Here is a 14217-nt window from a genome sequence, read left to right on the forward strand (position 1 = left end):
AAATCATGGAAAAGAAAGTCAAGAAAGATCCCTCCCAAATGCGGCATGGGTATACGACCGGAGCCTGTTCAACAGCAGTAACTAAAGCGGCATTGATCGCATTGATCACTGGTGATGCACTTGAGGAGGCAACGATTTCTTTGCCAATAGGTAGAGATGCTACTTTTACAATTGAGAAATATGATATAACGGAAAATTCAGTTAGTGCAGAAACAATTAAAGATGCTGGCGATGATCCAGATGCCACTCATCTGGCACATATAATTTCTACTGTCAGCTGGGTAGATACACCTGGCATCATCTTGGATGGAGGGATTGGTGTTGGTCGCGTGACCAAAGCTGGTCTTCCTGTTCCTGTCGGAGAAGCGGCAATTAATCCTGTGCCGCGCAAAATGATTTTAACAACCGTGCAACAAACATTAGAAGAATTTAAGGTTAATAGAGGTGTGAAAGTCGTTATATCCGTACCAGCAGGTGAAGAAATTGCGAAGAAAACATTAAACGGCCGGTTAGGGATTGTCGGTGGCATTTCCATTTTGGGAACAAGGGGCACCGTCGTTCCTTTTTCCAGTTCCGCATATATGGCAAGTATTGTCCAGGCGATTAGTGTTGCTAAAGCTGGTGGCTGTGATCATCTTGTCTTAACGACAGGTGGTCGAAGCGAAAAGTATGCAATGGGTCTTCTTCAGGGGTTACCTGAAGAAGCCTTTATTGAAATGGGTGACTTTGTAGGCTTCTCGCTAAAGCAATGCAAAAGACAGGGAATTAAAAAGGTATCTCTTGTTGGTATGATGGGGAAATTTTCGAAAGTTGCACAAGGTGTGATGATGGTGCATTCAAAAAGTGCACCAGTCGACTTCGGCTTTTTATCTGAAATTGCCCAAAGTGTCGGAGCAGATGATAACCTTGTTTTTGAAATTAAGAACGCAAACACCGCATCGCAAGTCGGTGATATGATGGCCGAGATTGATAACAAAGAATTCTTCAATAAACTTTGTGAAGCCTGCTGTCACTCAGGATTAAAGCAAGTGAAGGGCGGCATTGAAATGGAAACGGCGATTTATTCGTTGAAAGGACAATTACTAGGAAGGGCTGTTGGAATTGACTCAATCGATTAAATTAATCGGGATAGGAGATAACGGTCAAGAAAGCTTACTGCCTCAATATGCACAATGGATTGAAGAAAGTGAAGTGCTTATCGGCGGTGAGAGGGTCTTGTCCTTCTTCCCGAATTATCAAGGAAAGAAGATTGTCATAAAGGGCGGCATGAAAGCAGTTGTAGAACGACTACAGGAAGAGACTCGTCCGACGGTCGTTTTAGCTTCTGGTGATCCGCTATTTTACGGAATTGGCGGCTATCTTTCCAGCAAGATGAATATAGAAGTATACCCATATTTTAGTTCAGTTCAACTCGCTTTTGCCAAAATGGGTGAAAGCTGGCAAGATGCTTTCCTTGTTAGTGTTCATGGTCGAAGTATGAAAGGGTTGGCCCAACGGATCGATGGGAAAGCAAAAGTTGCATTGCTTACTGACGTTGAAAATAGTCCTAATCAACTTGCTAAATATCTTCTATCATTTGGTATGACAGAATATCGGGCATTTGTGGCGGAGAATCTTCAAGGAGAAAATGAATATTCAGGCTGGTATGAACTTGAAGAAATGATAGAGCGGAAATTCTCTCCGTTAAATGTCGTCATTTTGAAAAAGATATCTGAAGGACCGAGCTGGTCTTTAGGCATTGAAGATGAAGAATTTTCGCAGCGGAAGCCAGATAAAGGTCTCATTACCAAAAAGGAAATTCGAGTATTAAGCCTTCATGCGTTAAACCTTAAGAAAAGCAGCATCGTCTGGGATGTTGGGACGTGTACGGGCTCAATGGGGATTGAAGCTGCGAAGCTCTCACCTGAAGGTCAAGTTTTTGCGATTGAAAAAAATGAGCCGGATTTAGAAAATTGTTTACAAAACCAACGTAAGTTTCGTACCGATTTAACGGCGATTCATGGAAAAGCACCACAAGGCTTAGAAACGTTTCCTGATCCGGATGCCGTTTTTATCGGTGGGACAGGCGGAGAGATGGTAGACCTCATCAATACTTGCTGCAATCGTTTGAAAAAAGGCGGAAGGATTGTCCTTAATGCCGCTACGATAGAAAATCTTTACCGTGCGAACGAGGCATTTGCAGAAGCAGGTTTTCAAACCTCCATCATGCACGCTCAAATTTCACGAAGCAAACCTATTTTAGGAATGAACAGATTTGTACCGCTGAATCCGGTTTATATCATTACTGCACAACGAAAGGAAGACATGAATGAGTAATCTTGGTACATTATATGGTCTTGGCGTCGGTCCTGGAGATCCGGAGCTTATTACAGTAAAAGCGTTTCGAGTCATTCAGGAATCGCCAGTTATTGCGTATCCGAAAAAAAGAAAAGGTAGCAAAAGCTACGCCCATCGTATCGTAGAAGTATACATTCGGCCTGAGGAGAAGGAAATGCTCGGACTTGTTTTTCCGATGACGAAGGATCAAACGATTTTGGATCGGGAATGGAACGAAACAGTTGAGAAGGTTTGGCAAAAGTTATATGAAGGTAAAGATGTTGCTTTCGTTACAGAAGGAGATCCGCTTTTATATAGTACGTTCATACATATGATGAAATTGATGCAGGAGTTGCATCCTGAAGTTGAGATTAAGACGGTACCAGGCATTTCTTCGTTTAACGGGTCAGCTTCAAGATTGGGCATTGCTTTGGCAGATGGCGATGATCATGTCGCGATTATTCCTGCAAGAGATGATTATGAAGCGATGAAGAAGGCGATTGAAGATCATGATGCTGTAGTGTTCATTAAAGTCGCAAAAGTAATCGATTTAATGATAACTGTATTAAAAGATTTAGATTTGCTTGAAAAGGCTTCAGTTGTAACCAAAGTCACTTCCGATGAAGAAGTAATCTGGAACTTAAGTGAATTGGAAGGACTTGAATTAGAATACTTAACTTTGATGGTGGTGAGAAAGTGAAAATTTATATTGTAGGTGCTGGTCCAGGAGATCCGGATTTGATTACGGTAAAAGGATTGAATATTCTCCAAACAGCAGACGTTATTTTATATACGGATTCATTAGTAAATGAAGAATTGATTGCAAAGGCAAAACCTGATGCCGAGGTGCTGAAAACGGCTGGAATGCATTTGGAAGAAATTGTTGATGTTATGGTTGATCGTGTTAAAGCAGGAAAAATGGTAGCACGTATTCACACAGGAGATCCTGCTATGTACGGTGCAATCATGGAACAAATTGCTCTATTGAAGAAAGAGGATATTGGCTATGAGGTGATTCCTGGTGTTAGTTCAGTATTTGCTTCAGCAGCAGCAATTGGCGCCGAGCTGACGATTCCCGATTTAACTCAGACACTTATTTTAACGAGAGCTGAAGGACGGACACCGGTTCCAGAATTCGAAAAATTACGAGATTTAGCGAGTCATCATTGTACGATTGCCCTTTTCTTAAGCGCAACCTTAACAAAAAAAATCGTCAAAGAACTCCAAACAGCGGGGTGGAAAGATGATACGCCTGTTGCAGTCATTCAAAGGGCAACATGGCCGGACCAAAAAATTGTTCGTACTACCTTAGTGAATTTAGATGATGATATGCGTAAAAATGGAATCCGCAAGCATGCAATGATTTTGGCTGGATGGGCGTTAGACCCTAATATCCATGATAAAGATGAATACCGTTCCAAACTATATGATGCGAGCTTTACCCACGGTTTCCGAAAAGGTGTCAAGCCATGATCATTGAATTAAAAGAAGAGGAACTTGCCCCCATAAAACGGTCACATACTTATGCAATCGTAGCGATTACAAAGCATGGTGTAGAACTAGCAAGAAAATTACACACTGTTTTTTCAAATTCTGATCTATATTACATGAGCAAGTTTGAAAAAGGGGATGAAGAGCACAGACAAATCCAGCTTTTTTCGGGAAGTGTCCGTATGCTGTTACCCGCTTTATTCAAGGAATATAAAGGAATCATTTTAATTATTTCACTCGGTGCCGTCGTCCGGATGATTGCTCCAATTTTGAAGGATAAAAAAACGGACCCAGGAGTTGTTGTCATTGATGACAAAGGGGAGAATGTTATCAGTGTTTTGTCAGGACACCTTGGAGGAGCAAATGAACTTACCAAGGAAGTTGCAGCAGCGCTTGATGCAAATGCAATTATTACAACTGCATCAGATGTACAAAAAACAATTCCTGTCGATTTATTTGGCCAGCGCTTTGGCTGGGTTTGGGATTCTGCGGAAAAATTAACGCCAGTCAGTGCGTCCGTTGTTAATGAAGAGCATGTTGCAATCGTTCAGGAGTCGGGTGAACGGAACTGGTGGACGTATGAAACAGCATTACCTGAACAAATAATCGTTTATCCGTCAATTGATGACGCCCTTAAAGCAAAGCCTCAAGCAGCCTTAGTCGTTACTCATCGGGAGCTTAGGCAGACTGAAAATAAGATTCTGGACAATGGTATTGTATTTCGTCCAAAAGTCATTGTTCTTGGAATCGGTTGTAATCGAGGAACATCAGCCGTTGAAATTGAGCAGGTAATTGTGGAAACATTAGCGGAATTATCATTTTCAATAAAAAGTGTTAAAGCAATATGTACAATTTCAATAAAGAAAGATGAAATTGGTTTGCTCGAAGTCGTTCAAAAACACGGTTGGGAATTTGTGTATTTTGAACCGGAAGAACTTAATCAGGCTAAAATTGAAGCTCCGTCAGACACAGTATATAAATACACAGGTGCTTATGGGGTGAGTGAGCCAGCTGTTAGAATTTTTACAGGAGCGGAACAACTGGAGCTGGTTAAGAAAAAATCGGGAAATGTCACCATTTCAGTAGGGATTATTCCTTTATAAGGAAGGGGGGATATTTATGAGCGATAGAAGATTAGTTATTGCTGGCACCGGAAGCGGGGTCGGAAAAACGACATTGACCATCGGAATTATGGCAGCCCTCCAGAAGAAAGGGTATACCGTTCAGGGTTTTAAATGTGGTCCTGACTATATTGATCCAACCTATCATACAGCCGTAACAGGGCGAACTTCACGAAATCTTGACAGCTGGATGTTTGAGCACGATATCGTCCGAGAAATACTTAACAAAGCGAGCGTTGGAGCGGATATCTCGATTATCGAAGGAGTCATGGGCTTTTTCGATGGAAAAAATCCTTTATCGAATACGGGGTCAACAGCTGAAATCAGCATGATTACTGAAAGTCCTGTCTTGTTAATTGTCAACTGTGCGAGTATGGCGCGTAGCGCAGCTGCGATTGTTAAAGGGTTTCAAGCTTTTTCTACGGGTCCGAACATTATTGGAGTAATTGCCAATCAAGTGGGAAGTGAGGGGCATTACAAAATTGTCAAAGCAGCCATCGAGCAGGAATGCGATGTTCCAGTGATGGGGTATATGAAGAGAGAGTTAGATATTGATATTCCTAGCCGTCATTTAGGCTTAATTCCTGCCATTGAACGAGGTGAACTTGAACCATTTTTCGATAAACTCGCTCATTTAGTTATGGAAACGATTGATATCGAACAGCTGTATCTCTTGGCTAAGACCAGCACCATTTCCAGTGGGAATTCAGGAATCTTTCAGTCTAGTAGCAAGAAAGACGTGTGTATAGCCGTTGCAAAAGATGCGGCCTTTAATTTTTATTATCAGGAAAACCTTGAGTTGCTTGAAGCAAAAGGAGCGAACATCAAGTATTTTTCTCCATTAAAAGGGGATGAAGTTCCGTTGGATGCGGATGGCTTATACCTTGGAGGCGGTTTTCCAGAAGAATTTGCAGATGAACTTTCTCGCAATGAAATTGCTATAAAATCCATCAGAAACGCCATTGAAAAGGGTTTGCCAACTCTAGCAGAATGTGGTGGATTCATGTTTTTGAGCAAATCTATTGAAACAACTTCTAGAGAAAAGTATCCGATGGCAGGATTGATTCCAGGTAGGATCAAAATGCAGAAAAAGCTTGCGGCACTGGGATATCGTGAAATAACTGGAACCGAAAGCAACTTTTTAATAAAAGATTGTGAGCAGGCAAAAGGTCATGAATTCCACTATTCCACATTTGAGTCAGATGATGTGCTTCCGCATGCCTACGAGGCGAAAGGAAGATTTGGTTCAAAGAAAGAAGGGTGCATAATAGGTAATCTGGTTGCTGGTTATACCCATTTTCATTTTGCTTCCAATCCTAAACTTGTTGAGAATTGGATAGGTGCATGCTTAAAACAAAAAAAACTGATGGGACACGAAACATATCAACAATGAAAAGGTGTTTTTTGATAAATAAGAGGAGGCAAGAGCATGAAACCGGGAAAGGTACATCTGGTCGGTGCGGGTCCCGGAGATCCGAAACTAATTACGGTATATGGAATGGAATGTATTCAAAAGGCTGATGTCATAGCTTATGACAGGCTTGTCAATCCAAAACTATTAACCTATGCAAAAGAAAATGCGGAGCTTGTATATTGCGGGAAATCACCCGGGAGACATCATCTCATTCAAGAAGAAATTCATTCACTTTTGGTAGAAAAGGCCTTGCAGGGGAAAAATGTTACCCGCCTAAAGGGAGGAGATCCGTTTGTCTTTGGTCGGGGAGGAGAGGAAGCTGAGGTCCTGGCGGCTAATGGGATAGAATATGAAATAATCCCAGGAGTGACAGCGGGCATTGCAGCCCCAGCTTATGCCGGTATACCGGTTACCCATCGTGAACATGCGTCGAGTTTTGCGATTGTGACCGGACATGGACGTGATTACAAGGGTCAAGACAACCTGAATTGGCAGGCATTGGCTCAAGGAATTGATACCATCGCCTTTTACATGGGAATTGGTAATATGCCATTTATCTGCGAACAATTGATAGAGCATGGTAGAGACGAAGAAACACCAGTGGCTGTCATTGAATGGGGTACTACAGATAAACAAAGGACGATAACTGGAACCTTGAACACGATTTCTATGCTTGCTGTGAAAGAGGAAATTCAAAATCCGGCAATCTTTCTGGTAGGTGAAGTCGTTCAATTAAGAGAAAAAATCCAATGGTTTGAAAAAGTGATTGAATCAGAGTCTACGAGTGAAGGGAACGAGTCAAGATGTCTATCATTCAAGAATTAAAAGACCGCAGAGCCATACGAAACTATGAAGAAAAAGAAGTAGAAGATGAAAAAATCAGGCAGTTATTAGAAGCAGCTACATATGCCCCTAACGACCGACTACGTGAACCTTGGGGTTTTTATGTAATCAAGGGAGAAGCGAAGCAACGCTATGAACAGTTGGCAGAAAAATATTTACATGAGCGTTTCCCGACCAAGCCGAAATTGATTGATAGTTCACTAGAAGTTGTAAAAACTACACCGCTTATCATTGTCGTAACCTCTGATATTTTGCCTGACGATCCGGAATCAACCGAGGACAATGTGTTTGCCTCTTGTTGTGCTGTCCATTCGATGTGGCTTGCAGCAAAAGAACTAGGTCTTGGCTTTGTATGGCGCACTAGAGGAGTAGGCCTTGTCAGAGATGAACGACTGCACGAATTTATCGGTTCGCCGGAAAACAAAAAAGTAATCGGTACTATTTTTATCGGCTATCCTAAAAAGGATCAACCTGTTCCTGCTACTAAAAGAACTTCATACATAGAAAAAACAGTTTGGCTATGAAGGTAGGCGAATAAGATGGCTCGCAGAGGATTGTTTCTTATATATACCGGAAATGGGAAAGGGAAAACGACTGCCTCACTTGGTGTTACTTTACGGGCGATTGGGAGAGGCATGAATGTTAAATTTCTTCAATTTATAAAATCTCCAGAGCGTACATATGGAGAGGCATTGGCTTTAAAGAAATTAGGGGTTGAAATGGAACAACTCGGGATTGGTTTTACATGGACCAAAACACCACAAGAGCATCGGGAGGCACTAACGATTGCTTGGGAAAAAGCTAAACAGGCCCTTTGTGATTCAACCATCGATTTACTGGTTCTGGATGAGTTAAACAATGCGTTAGCCATCTCTAAGTTCCCGATTGAAGATGTATTGCCACTAGCAGAAGTAATCGATGTGATTCGTAATCGACCCGCTCATATGCATCTAGTCGTTACTGGCAGAGATGCCAAACAGGAACTGATGGATTTGGCGGATTTAGTTTCTAATATTGATGCGACTAAGCATTACTATGAAGAGGGAATCGGCGCTGTCAAAGGATTAGAGTTTTAAGGGGTGAGTCGAATGAAGGCAAGATCCATTATGATACAAGGGACGTCCTCTGATGTAGGGAAAAGTTTGATTTGTACGGCACTGTGCCGGGTTTTTTCCAATAAAGGATTACGAGTCGTACCATTCAAATCGCAAAACATGGCTTTAAATTCGTATGTAACGTTGGATGGCGGTGAAATCGGCCGTGCTCAAGGAGTACAAGCCGAGGCTGCACGTATTACAGCAACCACTGATATGAATCCGATTCTATTAAAACCGAAGCAGGATATGGTTTCAGAAGTCATTGTGCATGGAAAACATTTTCTTGATATGGATGCCAAAAGCTATCGATATCAATTTGTCCAAGAGGCCATGCCCATCGTACGTAAATCGGTGGAAAAACTTCAGGACGAATATGACATTATCGTTCTTGAAGGAGCAGGAAGTCCAGCTGAAATCAACCTGAAGGACCGAGATATTGCAAATATGCGTATGGCCAAACTTGCAGATGCTTCGGTCATTTTGGTAGCTGACATTGATCGCGGTGGAGTTTTTGCGTCAATTATTGGAACACTTGCCTTATTGGATAAGGATGAACGCGAATGTGTAAAGGGGATTATCATCAATAAATTTCGTGGGATGCGCGAGTTATTGGATGACGGCATTGAATGGGTGGAAAAAGAAACAGGGATTCCAGTCCTCGGTGTACTTCCTTATATAGACGTGAATATTGAAGCGGAAGATTCATTAGCACTATCTTCCTTGCGGTTTAAAAAACCTAAAAAGGCGGAATTTCCAATCGATGTCGCCGTTTTAAGATTGCCTCGTATCTCCAATTTTACAGATGTGGATCCTTTCTTTGATGAACCGGGTGTAGGCGTCAGACTTGTAGGCAGTGTGCACGAATTAGGGAATCCTGACCTGCTTATCTTGCCGGGTACAAAAAACACGATGGAAGATCTAGAGTGGCTGAGAAGAGCAGGACTGGATAGGGCTATCCAAGATTTGCGTGAAAAAGGGACATTAATATTTGGGATATGTGGTGGATTTCAAATGCTTGGTACGAAGCTTTTCGATCCTGATGCTGTTGAGGGCTGCGGAGAAAATGCAATAGGACTTTCTCTTCTTCCAGTACAAACCGTTTTTAATGCAGAAAAGAAAACGGTCCAAATGGAAGGTGTTCTTTCTTCAGGGATCATGGAAGGAGAAATGAATCTGACCGGTTTTGAGATCCATTTAGGGAGAACATCATTGGACTCTGCACTAGTAAGGCCATTTCTTTTATTGAAGGATGGAAGAGAGGATGGGGCTATTTCTGCAGACAACAAAGTCATTGGAACCTATCTTCATGGGATTTTCCATAATCGCTTGTTTACAAGAATGCTAGTTAATCAAATTCGAAGGTCAAAAGGATTAGATGAAGTGAAGGAAAATGTTCAAAGTGACTCAGAGCGAAGAGAAGAAGCTTATAACCTCTTGGCTTCACATTTGGAAGAAAATATAGATATGGATACTATTTATGAATGGCTGCAGTTTGAAACCATGGAAAGTTGAATAGTAGACTCACCTATTCCATCAAGCTATCGTGAATTATTATCTAAAATAAAGCGCAATTCTTTCCATATATCATGGAAAGAATTGGCTTTTTTTGTATATCGTAAGGATTCAAATGAACTAATATTATTTCGTTTTTATATGATTTACTTTCGTGAAAATCACATTCACCATTAATTACAGGGTTAAACTTTCTTTTATTTAGTCATATTAAGTGACAGACATATACAAGATATGTTATGTTGTCTTCTCTACATACTTTATAGAATTAAAAGGATGAGGTGTTTGATATGAACAAAACAGAACTAGTGAGTACTGTGGCAGCACAAGCTGAACTAACAAAAGACGACGCTAAAAAAGTAGTGGATGCATTGTTTGAAACAATCACAACTACGCTTGCTAAAGAGGAAAAAATCCAATTAGTAGGATTTGGAACATTTGAAGTGCGCGACCGTGCAGCTCGTACAGGAAGAAACCCACAAACAGGTGAAGAAATACAAATTGCAGCTAGCAAAGTACCCGCTTTTAAAGCAGGTAAGGAATTAAAAGAAGCTGTAAAATAAAATAAACATGTAGTAAAAAAAACTCTGGAGATGAGAAAAGTCTCCAGAGTTTTTTTATTTAAATAAGTTTCATCTTAAAAGTTTATTCTTTTATTTGCGTTTAATTTAGGCCGTACTAACATTTAGTTATATTGCGCTGAAAAAGGTAGCTATTAAAGTTAAACAGATTTAACAAACGAAGATTTTTAATAAGTACTTATTAGTAAGGTTTATCTCTAGTATATGTTAGGCTATAACAATAAAACAGTAAGCGTTAGAAGAGAAGAAAAGAGGTGAAAAATATGTTTAAAAAAATATTGAAGAAAATTAAGCAGCTTTCCGAAGGCAGCAGCGAGCGAAGACATAGCCATTATCGCCGAGGCAGCAGTAGTAGCAGCAGGAGCAGCAGGGGGTATAAACGGTCTCCAATGAGTGGTAGTAACCGCTATAAACGAAAAGGAGGGAGGAGTAGCAGTTAATACCCCTCCATGAAGTAATTTATTGTTCTTTAGATATAAGTGCAGCATGAAGATCTGCTGAAAGTTCACTGATATCTGAATAAGGTTCTTGAATTCTTAATAACCTTTTTAGTAAATGTACGGTTTCTTTTTCTAAAGAAAGTTCTTCTGTCCAAGGAAGAACTTTTTTATTGTTGGAAGAGTAAGTCGTATAAAGTAAATATAAAAGTATGTCTCCTAAATCATAATAGTCCTGCTGTTTCATTTCTAATACTATTGATGATGAACAAAATGGGACAACCGAGACAATCTGTTTCGACAGACCAAAGTCGATTAAAAAAGGCTCTTTGTCTTTTAGTAAAATATTTGGAATACGTAAATCTTGATGGTACATACCATTTTTGTGAAGATAAGCTACTAATTCTAGCAGGCGAGCAAGTAAAAGTAGAGACTCTGTCTCTTTAAAGGTTTTATGATTTAAGAAAATTTGGTCTTCCAAATTGTCCCCTTCAATGTAATTCATTACATAATAAAAATATCCGTTATTTGAAAATTCATCATATAACTTGGGCATACTTTTGTGGTTTAACAAACGCAGAATAGATATTTCATTTTCAAACAGCTTAATCTCTTTTTTGATACGGCGTTTACTTGGACGAAGCTGTTTGACTACTCTATTCTCATTTGTTTTCAAATCTTTGCAGAGATAAACAATGCCGTAGCTTCCAGTTCCTATAACACTTATGACCTCGTATCGATCATACAAAACTGCACCTTTTTTAATAGGTTTATCTACAAAAAACTGAAAGAACTTTCGAATGGAACGCCAAATTGAAACTTTCCTCACCTCTTCATTTACATTGGAGTCATACACACATAGGACAATTATGATTTAAATTAATATTATATTTTCTTGATGCTTTAAAAAACAAAACAGTTTGGAAAAAGAAGCATTATGGTTATCATTTACTTTTCTGATAGTGTTTGCTGTTTATGCCTTGTATAATAAAAAAAAGCTTATAAAAAGGAGATATCTGATGACTATGAAGCCACATTTATCTTTACCTAAAGAATTAGAGAAATTCAGGAAAGACATTGAATCAACTATGCAACCGACTATAAAAATCTCGACATCAACGAACAAGCCAACTTTGTTTGAAAGCAAGTTTGCAGGCTATCCTTATTTACCTGAAAATTTTGAACACCCAATCGATGGAAAAGGGAACTATATGAAACTATTAGCGCAAATCAATTTTGAAGATTTACCACGTGTACTAAATGATATGCCACAAAAAGGAATGTTGCAAATTTTCCTTTCTGGTGACGATGATGTTATGGGGCTTGATTTTAATAATCAAACCAACCAAAAGAATTTCCGGGTCATCTATCATGAAGATATCTTGAAGGAAGGCGAGGTGACAACTGATTTCTCATATATGACCACTTTTGAAGATGAGCATTTTCCAATTGAAGATGAGGTTAGTCTATCTTTCTCGGTAGATTTTGAAGCCGTTTCTACCTCTGATCGAGCTTTTGATGAATTCTATGGTGAATTAGATTTTGAGGAAATAGTAGGAGAAGATGAAAATGGAGATGAGATTACTCTCTTGGAATTGTATGAAGAAAACCTATCTAATGAGGGTCATAAGATTGGTGGATATGCTTTTTTTACGCAATCTGATCCAAGAGAAGATAGATCTTATAAGCATTATGACGTCTTATTACTACAAATTGATACAGACGATGATAATGAGATTATGTGGGGAGATTGCGGAGTAGCTAACTTCTTCATCAAGGTAGAGGATTTAAAGAAACTTGATTTCTCTAACGTTTTATACAATTGGGATTGTCATTAATACTGATATTAAGTGTAACGATTAGAATATTTATTAGATCTCAGGTGTACATATAGATAAATCGTTACTCTGCTATCAAAAATTTAATAGATTAAGATATAAGATATTAATCTAGGAACTGTTTATTAGTGGAAACACTACTCATTTTTAAAGACGCCACATCATATAAGTTCTGGAAAATTCATATTGCAGGAAACACATTTACCGTGACATATGGGAAAGTAGGTACTATAGGTTCGGTGAAATCAAAGGAGTTTGAATCAGAAGAAATCTGTAAAAACGAAGGAGAGAAACTGATTCAATCCAAAATTAAAAAAGCAAGGGTATGTGGTGACCCAATTGTCAGATCAGGTTGTAAAAGATAGTTCGATGACAGAAGATTTGTTTTGGGGATTACTGGATTGATGCAAGGAACAGGGAAACGATGCTGATGAACAGGTCGGGTGGTTAGTCGCTCAATTGTCAAGAAAACCTGTGAAAGATATAATTATGTTTGAATCGATTTTTAAACAATACTATTACAAGTTGCACACATCTAATTTATGGGCGGCTGCTTATATTGTCATGGGTGGGTGTTCAGATGATTGCTTTGACTATTTCAGAGCATGGGTTTTATATCTTGGAAAAGACCCTTATGAAGCGGCTATACAAAATCCTGAAACAATGCTTCCCTATTTTATATTATTGAAAGAGCAAGAAGAAATACCCCAGTTGGAAGAATTGCTATCGGCAGCATGTATGGCCTACGAAGAGAAAACGGGGCTGGATGATGATAGGTATGATAAATTATACCATCAATTGGCGAAAGATGATTATACCGAACCAGAAATAGAATTTGATTGGAATGAGGATGATGAAGAGGGGTTACGTCAAAAGTTTCCTTTGCTATGGGAAGCATTTGGAGAAAATCCGTTAGATTGAGCAAAAATCATTCTTTTTGAAGGAGTACTAGGTGGCATCACAAAAACAAGTGATGCTGCTTTTCTTATGAGCACTCTTATTTTTTAAAAGGTTACTTTCCATATTTGATGTGTTGTAATTGTCCACGCTACACCTTTCATTTGCATTGAATATTATGTATAGTTAGTATTATATGTAAAATAGTTAGAATATTCAAAATAGAGAGAAGGGAAGTTATGAGCTTAACAATCACGGATTTGTTTATCGGACAGATTGCCAGTCTTCAGCGTACTTTTAATGAATCAGATGTAAGGTTATGCAGTGAATTAACAAAAGATTACAGCCCGATTTATCAAGTGAATAAAGAGGAATGGAGAAGCAATTACAGCAAGCCGATTGTTCCTGGTTTGTTAACAGAAGGGCTTATTACTCAAGTAATAAGTGAAAAACTCCCTGGAAGTGCTTGTATTTTACTACAAAAGGAATTAGTGTTTTACCATCCTGTACATATAGGAGATATGATTTCGGCTGAGCTGGAGGTTATTGACATTAATTTAAATAGAGATTGGGTGACACAAAAGGTGACTTGCTATAATCAAGCAGGAATTGAAGTTATTAAAGGACAAGTTGTGATATTAGTTTTAACTAATCAAGATGTTAGGTGATG

At 39.3% G+C, this 14217-nt stretch carries 17 protein-coding genes; 16 read left to right on the plus strand and 1 reads right to left on the minus strand.

What is annotated here, in order from left to right:
• Positions 1-5 precede the first annotated feature (5 nt).
• The 12 genes from NST21_RS12550 (at position 6) to NST21_RS12605 (ending at position 10815) form a co-directional block, all read left to right on the plus strand.
• Positions 6-1118, plus strand: coding sequence for a cobalt-precorrin-5B (C(1))-methyltransferase (locus NST21_RS12550; protein ID WP_056526998.1), 1113 nt, complete (start codon positions 6-8; stop codon positions 1116-1118).
• Entirely contained in the window at positions 1102-2316 is a 1215-nt protein-coding gene (gene cbiE, locus NST21_RS12555) for a precorrin-6y C5,15-methyltransferase (decarboxylating) subunit CbiE (protein ID WP_340892524.1), read from the plus strand. Before NST21_RS12550 ends, cbiE begins: the two co-directional genes overlap by 17 nt.
• The gene (cobI, locus tag NST21_RS12560) at positions 2309-3016 is read left to right on the plus strand and encodes a precorrin-2 C(20)-methyltransferase (protein WP_053345849.1); all 708 of its coding nucleotides are present in this window, start codon (positions 2309-2311) and stop codon (positions 3014-3016) included. The genes cbiE and cobI overlap by 8 nt, the downstream gene beginning before the upstream one ends.
• A complete protein-coding gene (gene cobM / locus NST21_RS12565) occupies positions 3013-3789 on the plus strand; it encodes a precorrin-4 C(11)-methyltransferase (RefSeq protein ID WP_340889401.1) in 777 nt (258 codons plus the stop codon). The genes cobI and cobM overlap by 4 nt, the downstream gene beginning before the upstream one ends.
• The gene (locus NST21_RS12570) at positions 3786-4910 is read left to right on the plus strand and encodes a cobalt-precorrin 5A hydrolase (protein ID WP_340889403.1); all 1125 of its coding nucleotides are present in this window, start codon (positions 3786-3788) and stop codon (positions 4908-4910) included. Before cobM ends, NST21_RS12570 begins: the two co-directional genes overlap by 4 nt.
• A gap of 16 nt (positions 4911-4926) precedes the next feature.
• Positions 4927-6321: a cobyrinate a,c-diamide synthase gene (locus NST21_RS12575; protein WP_340889404.1), complete on the plus strand. Its 1395-nt coding sequence runs from the start codon at positions 4927-4929 to the stop codon at positions 6319-6321.
• A gap of 36 nt (positions 6322-6357) precedes the next feature.
• Complete coding sequence (gene cobA / locus NST21_RS12580; RefSeq protein ID WP_056526991.1) at positions 6358-7167, plus strand: uroporphyrinogen-III C-methyltransferase; 810 nt, start codon at positions 6358-6360, stop codon at positions 7165-7167.
• On the plus strand, positions 7146-7709 hold the full coding sequence (locus tag NST21_RS12585; protein ID WP_340889406.1) for a nitroreductase family protein: 564 nt from the start codon (positions 7146-7148) through the stop codon (positions 7707-7709). Before cobA ends, NST21_RS12585 begins: the two co-directional genes overlap by 22 nt.
• A 15-nt stretch (positions 7710-7724) precedes the next feature.
• Positions 7725-8261: a cob(I)yrinic acid a,c-diamide adenosyltransferase gene (locus NST21_RS12590; RefSeq protein ID WP_340889407.1), complete on the plus strand. Its 537-nt coding sequence runs from the start codon at positions 7725-7727 to the stop codon at positions 8259-8261.
• A gap of 12 nt (positions 8262-8273) precedes the next feature.
• Positions 8274-9794 (plus strand): cobyric acid synthase, encoded by a 1521-nt coding sequence (locus NST21_RS12595; protein ID WP_056526986.1) that lies wholly within the window; start codon positions 8274-8276, stop codon positions 9792-9794.
• Positions 9795-10084: 290 nt separating this feature from the next.
• On the plus strand, positions 10085-10357 hold the full coding sequence (locus NST21_RS12600) for an HU family DNA-binding protein (RefSeq protein WP_053345857.1): 273 nt from the start codon (positions 10085-10087) through the stop codon (positions 10355-10357).
• Positions 10358-10638: 281 nt separating this feature from the next.
• Complete coding sequence (locus NST21_RS12605) at positions 10639-10815, plus strand: hypothetical protein (RefSeq protein WP_340889410.1); 177 nt, start codon at positions 10639-10641, stop codon at positions 10813-10815.
• A 19-nt stretch (positions 10816-10834) separates the two neighbouring features.
• On the opposite strand, the gene NST21_RS12610 is transcribed toward NST21_RS12605, so the two are convergent.
• The gene (locus tag NST21_RS12610) at positions 10835-11560 is read right to left on the minus strand and encodes a protein kinase domain-containing protein (RefSeq protein WP_340889411.1); all 726 of its coding nucleotides are present in this window, start codon (positions 11558-11560) and stop codon (positions 10835-10837) included.
• A 271-nt stretch (positions 11561-11831) separates the two neighbouring features.
• Between NST21_RS12610 and NST21_RS12615 the strand changes: the two genes are divergently transcribed.
• From NST21_RS12615 to NST21_RS12630, 4 genes are all read left to right on the plus strand, one after another.
• The gene (locus NST21_RS12615) at positions 11832-12650 is read left to right on the plus strand and encodes a YwqG family protein (RefSeq protein WP_340889412.1); all 819 of its coding nucleotides are present in this window, start codon (positions 11832-11834) and stop codon (positions 12648-12650) included.
• A 128-nt stretch (positions 12651-12778) separates the two neighbouring features.
• Positions 12779-13015 (plus strand): WGR domain-containing protein, encoded by a 237-nt coding sequence (locus tag NST21_RS12620; protein ID WP_340889414.1) that lies wholly within the window; start codon positions 12779-12781, stop codon positions 13013-13015.
• Between the two features lie 94 nt (positions 13016-13109).
• Positions 13110-13571, plus strand: a complete 462-nt coding sequence (locus NST21_RS12625) for a DUF4240 domain-containing protein (protein ID WP_340889415.1) — start codon at positions 13110-13112, stop codon at positions 13569-13571.
• Between the two features lie 215 nt (positions 13572-13786).
• A complete protein-coding gene (locus NST21_RS12630; RefSeq protein ID WP_053345859.1) occupies positions 13787-14215 on the plus strand; it encodes a MaoC/PaaZ C-terminal domain-containing protein in 429 nt (142 codons plus the stop codon).
• Positions 14216-14217 lie beyond the last annotated feature (2 nt).

The sequence above is a fragment of the Peribacillus sp. FSL K6-1552 genome (assembly GCF_038005205.1).
Lineage (GTDB): Bacteria > Bacillota > Bacilli > Bacillales > DSM-1321 > Peribacillus > Peribacillus butanolivorans.

Coding starts and splice junctions, on each gene's coding strand:
- NST21_RS12550 (WP_056526998.1), top strand. CDS start 6: ATGGAAAAGAAAGTCAAGAAAGATCCCTCCCAAATGCGGCATGGGTAT.
- cobI (WP_053345849.1), top strand. CDS start 2,309: ATGAGTAATCTTGGTACATTATATGGTCTTGGCGTCGGTCCTGGAGAT.
- NST21_RS12570 (WP_340889403.1), top strand. CDS start 3,786: ATGATCATTGAATTAAAAGAAGAGGAACTTGCCCCCATAAAACGGTCA.
- NST21_RS12575 (WP_340889404.1), top strand. CDS start 4,927: ATGAGCGATAGAAGATTAGTTATTGCTGGCACCGGAAGCGGGGTCGGA.
- cobA (WP_056526991.1), top strand. CDS start 6,358: ATGAAACCGGGAAAGGTACATCTGGTCGGTGCGGGTCCCGGAGATCCG.
- NST21_RS12585 (WP_340889406.1), top strand. CDS start 7,146: ATGTCTATCATTCAAGAATTAAAAGACCGCAGAGCCATACGAAACTAT.
- NST21_RS12590 (WP_340889407.1), top strand. CDS start 7,725: ATGGCTCGCAGAGGATTGTTTCTTATATATACCGGAAATGGGAAAGGG.
- NST21_RS12595 (WP_056526986.1), top strand. CDS start 8,274: ATGAAGGCAAGATCCATTATGATACAAGGGACGTCCTCTGATGTAGGG.
- NST21_RS12600 (WP_053345857.1), top strand. CDS start 10,085: ATGAACAAAACAGAACTAGTGAGTACTGTGGCAGCACAAGCTGAACTA.
- NST21_RS12605 (WP_340889410.1), top strand. CDS start 10,639: ATGTTTAAAAAAATATTGAAGAAAATTAAGCAGCTTTCCGAAGGCAGC.
- NST21_RS12615 (WP_340889412.1), top strand. CDS start 11,832: ATGACTATGAAGCCACATTTATCTTTACCTAAAGAATTAGAGAAATTC.
- NST21_RS12630 (WP_053345859.1), top strand. CDS start 13,787: ATGAGCTTAACAATCACGGATTTGTTTATCGGACAGATTGCCAGTCTT.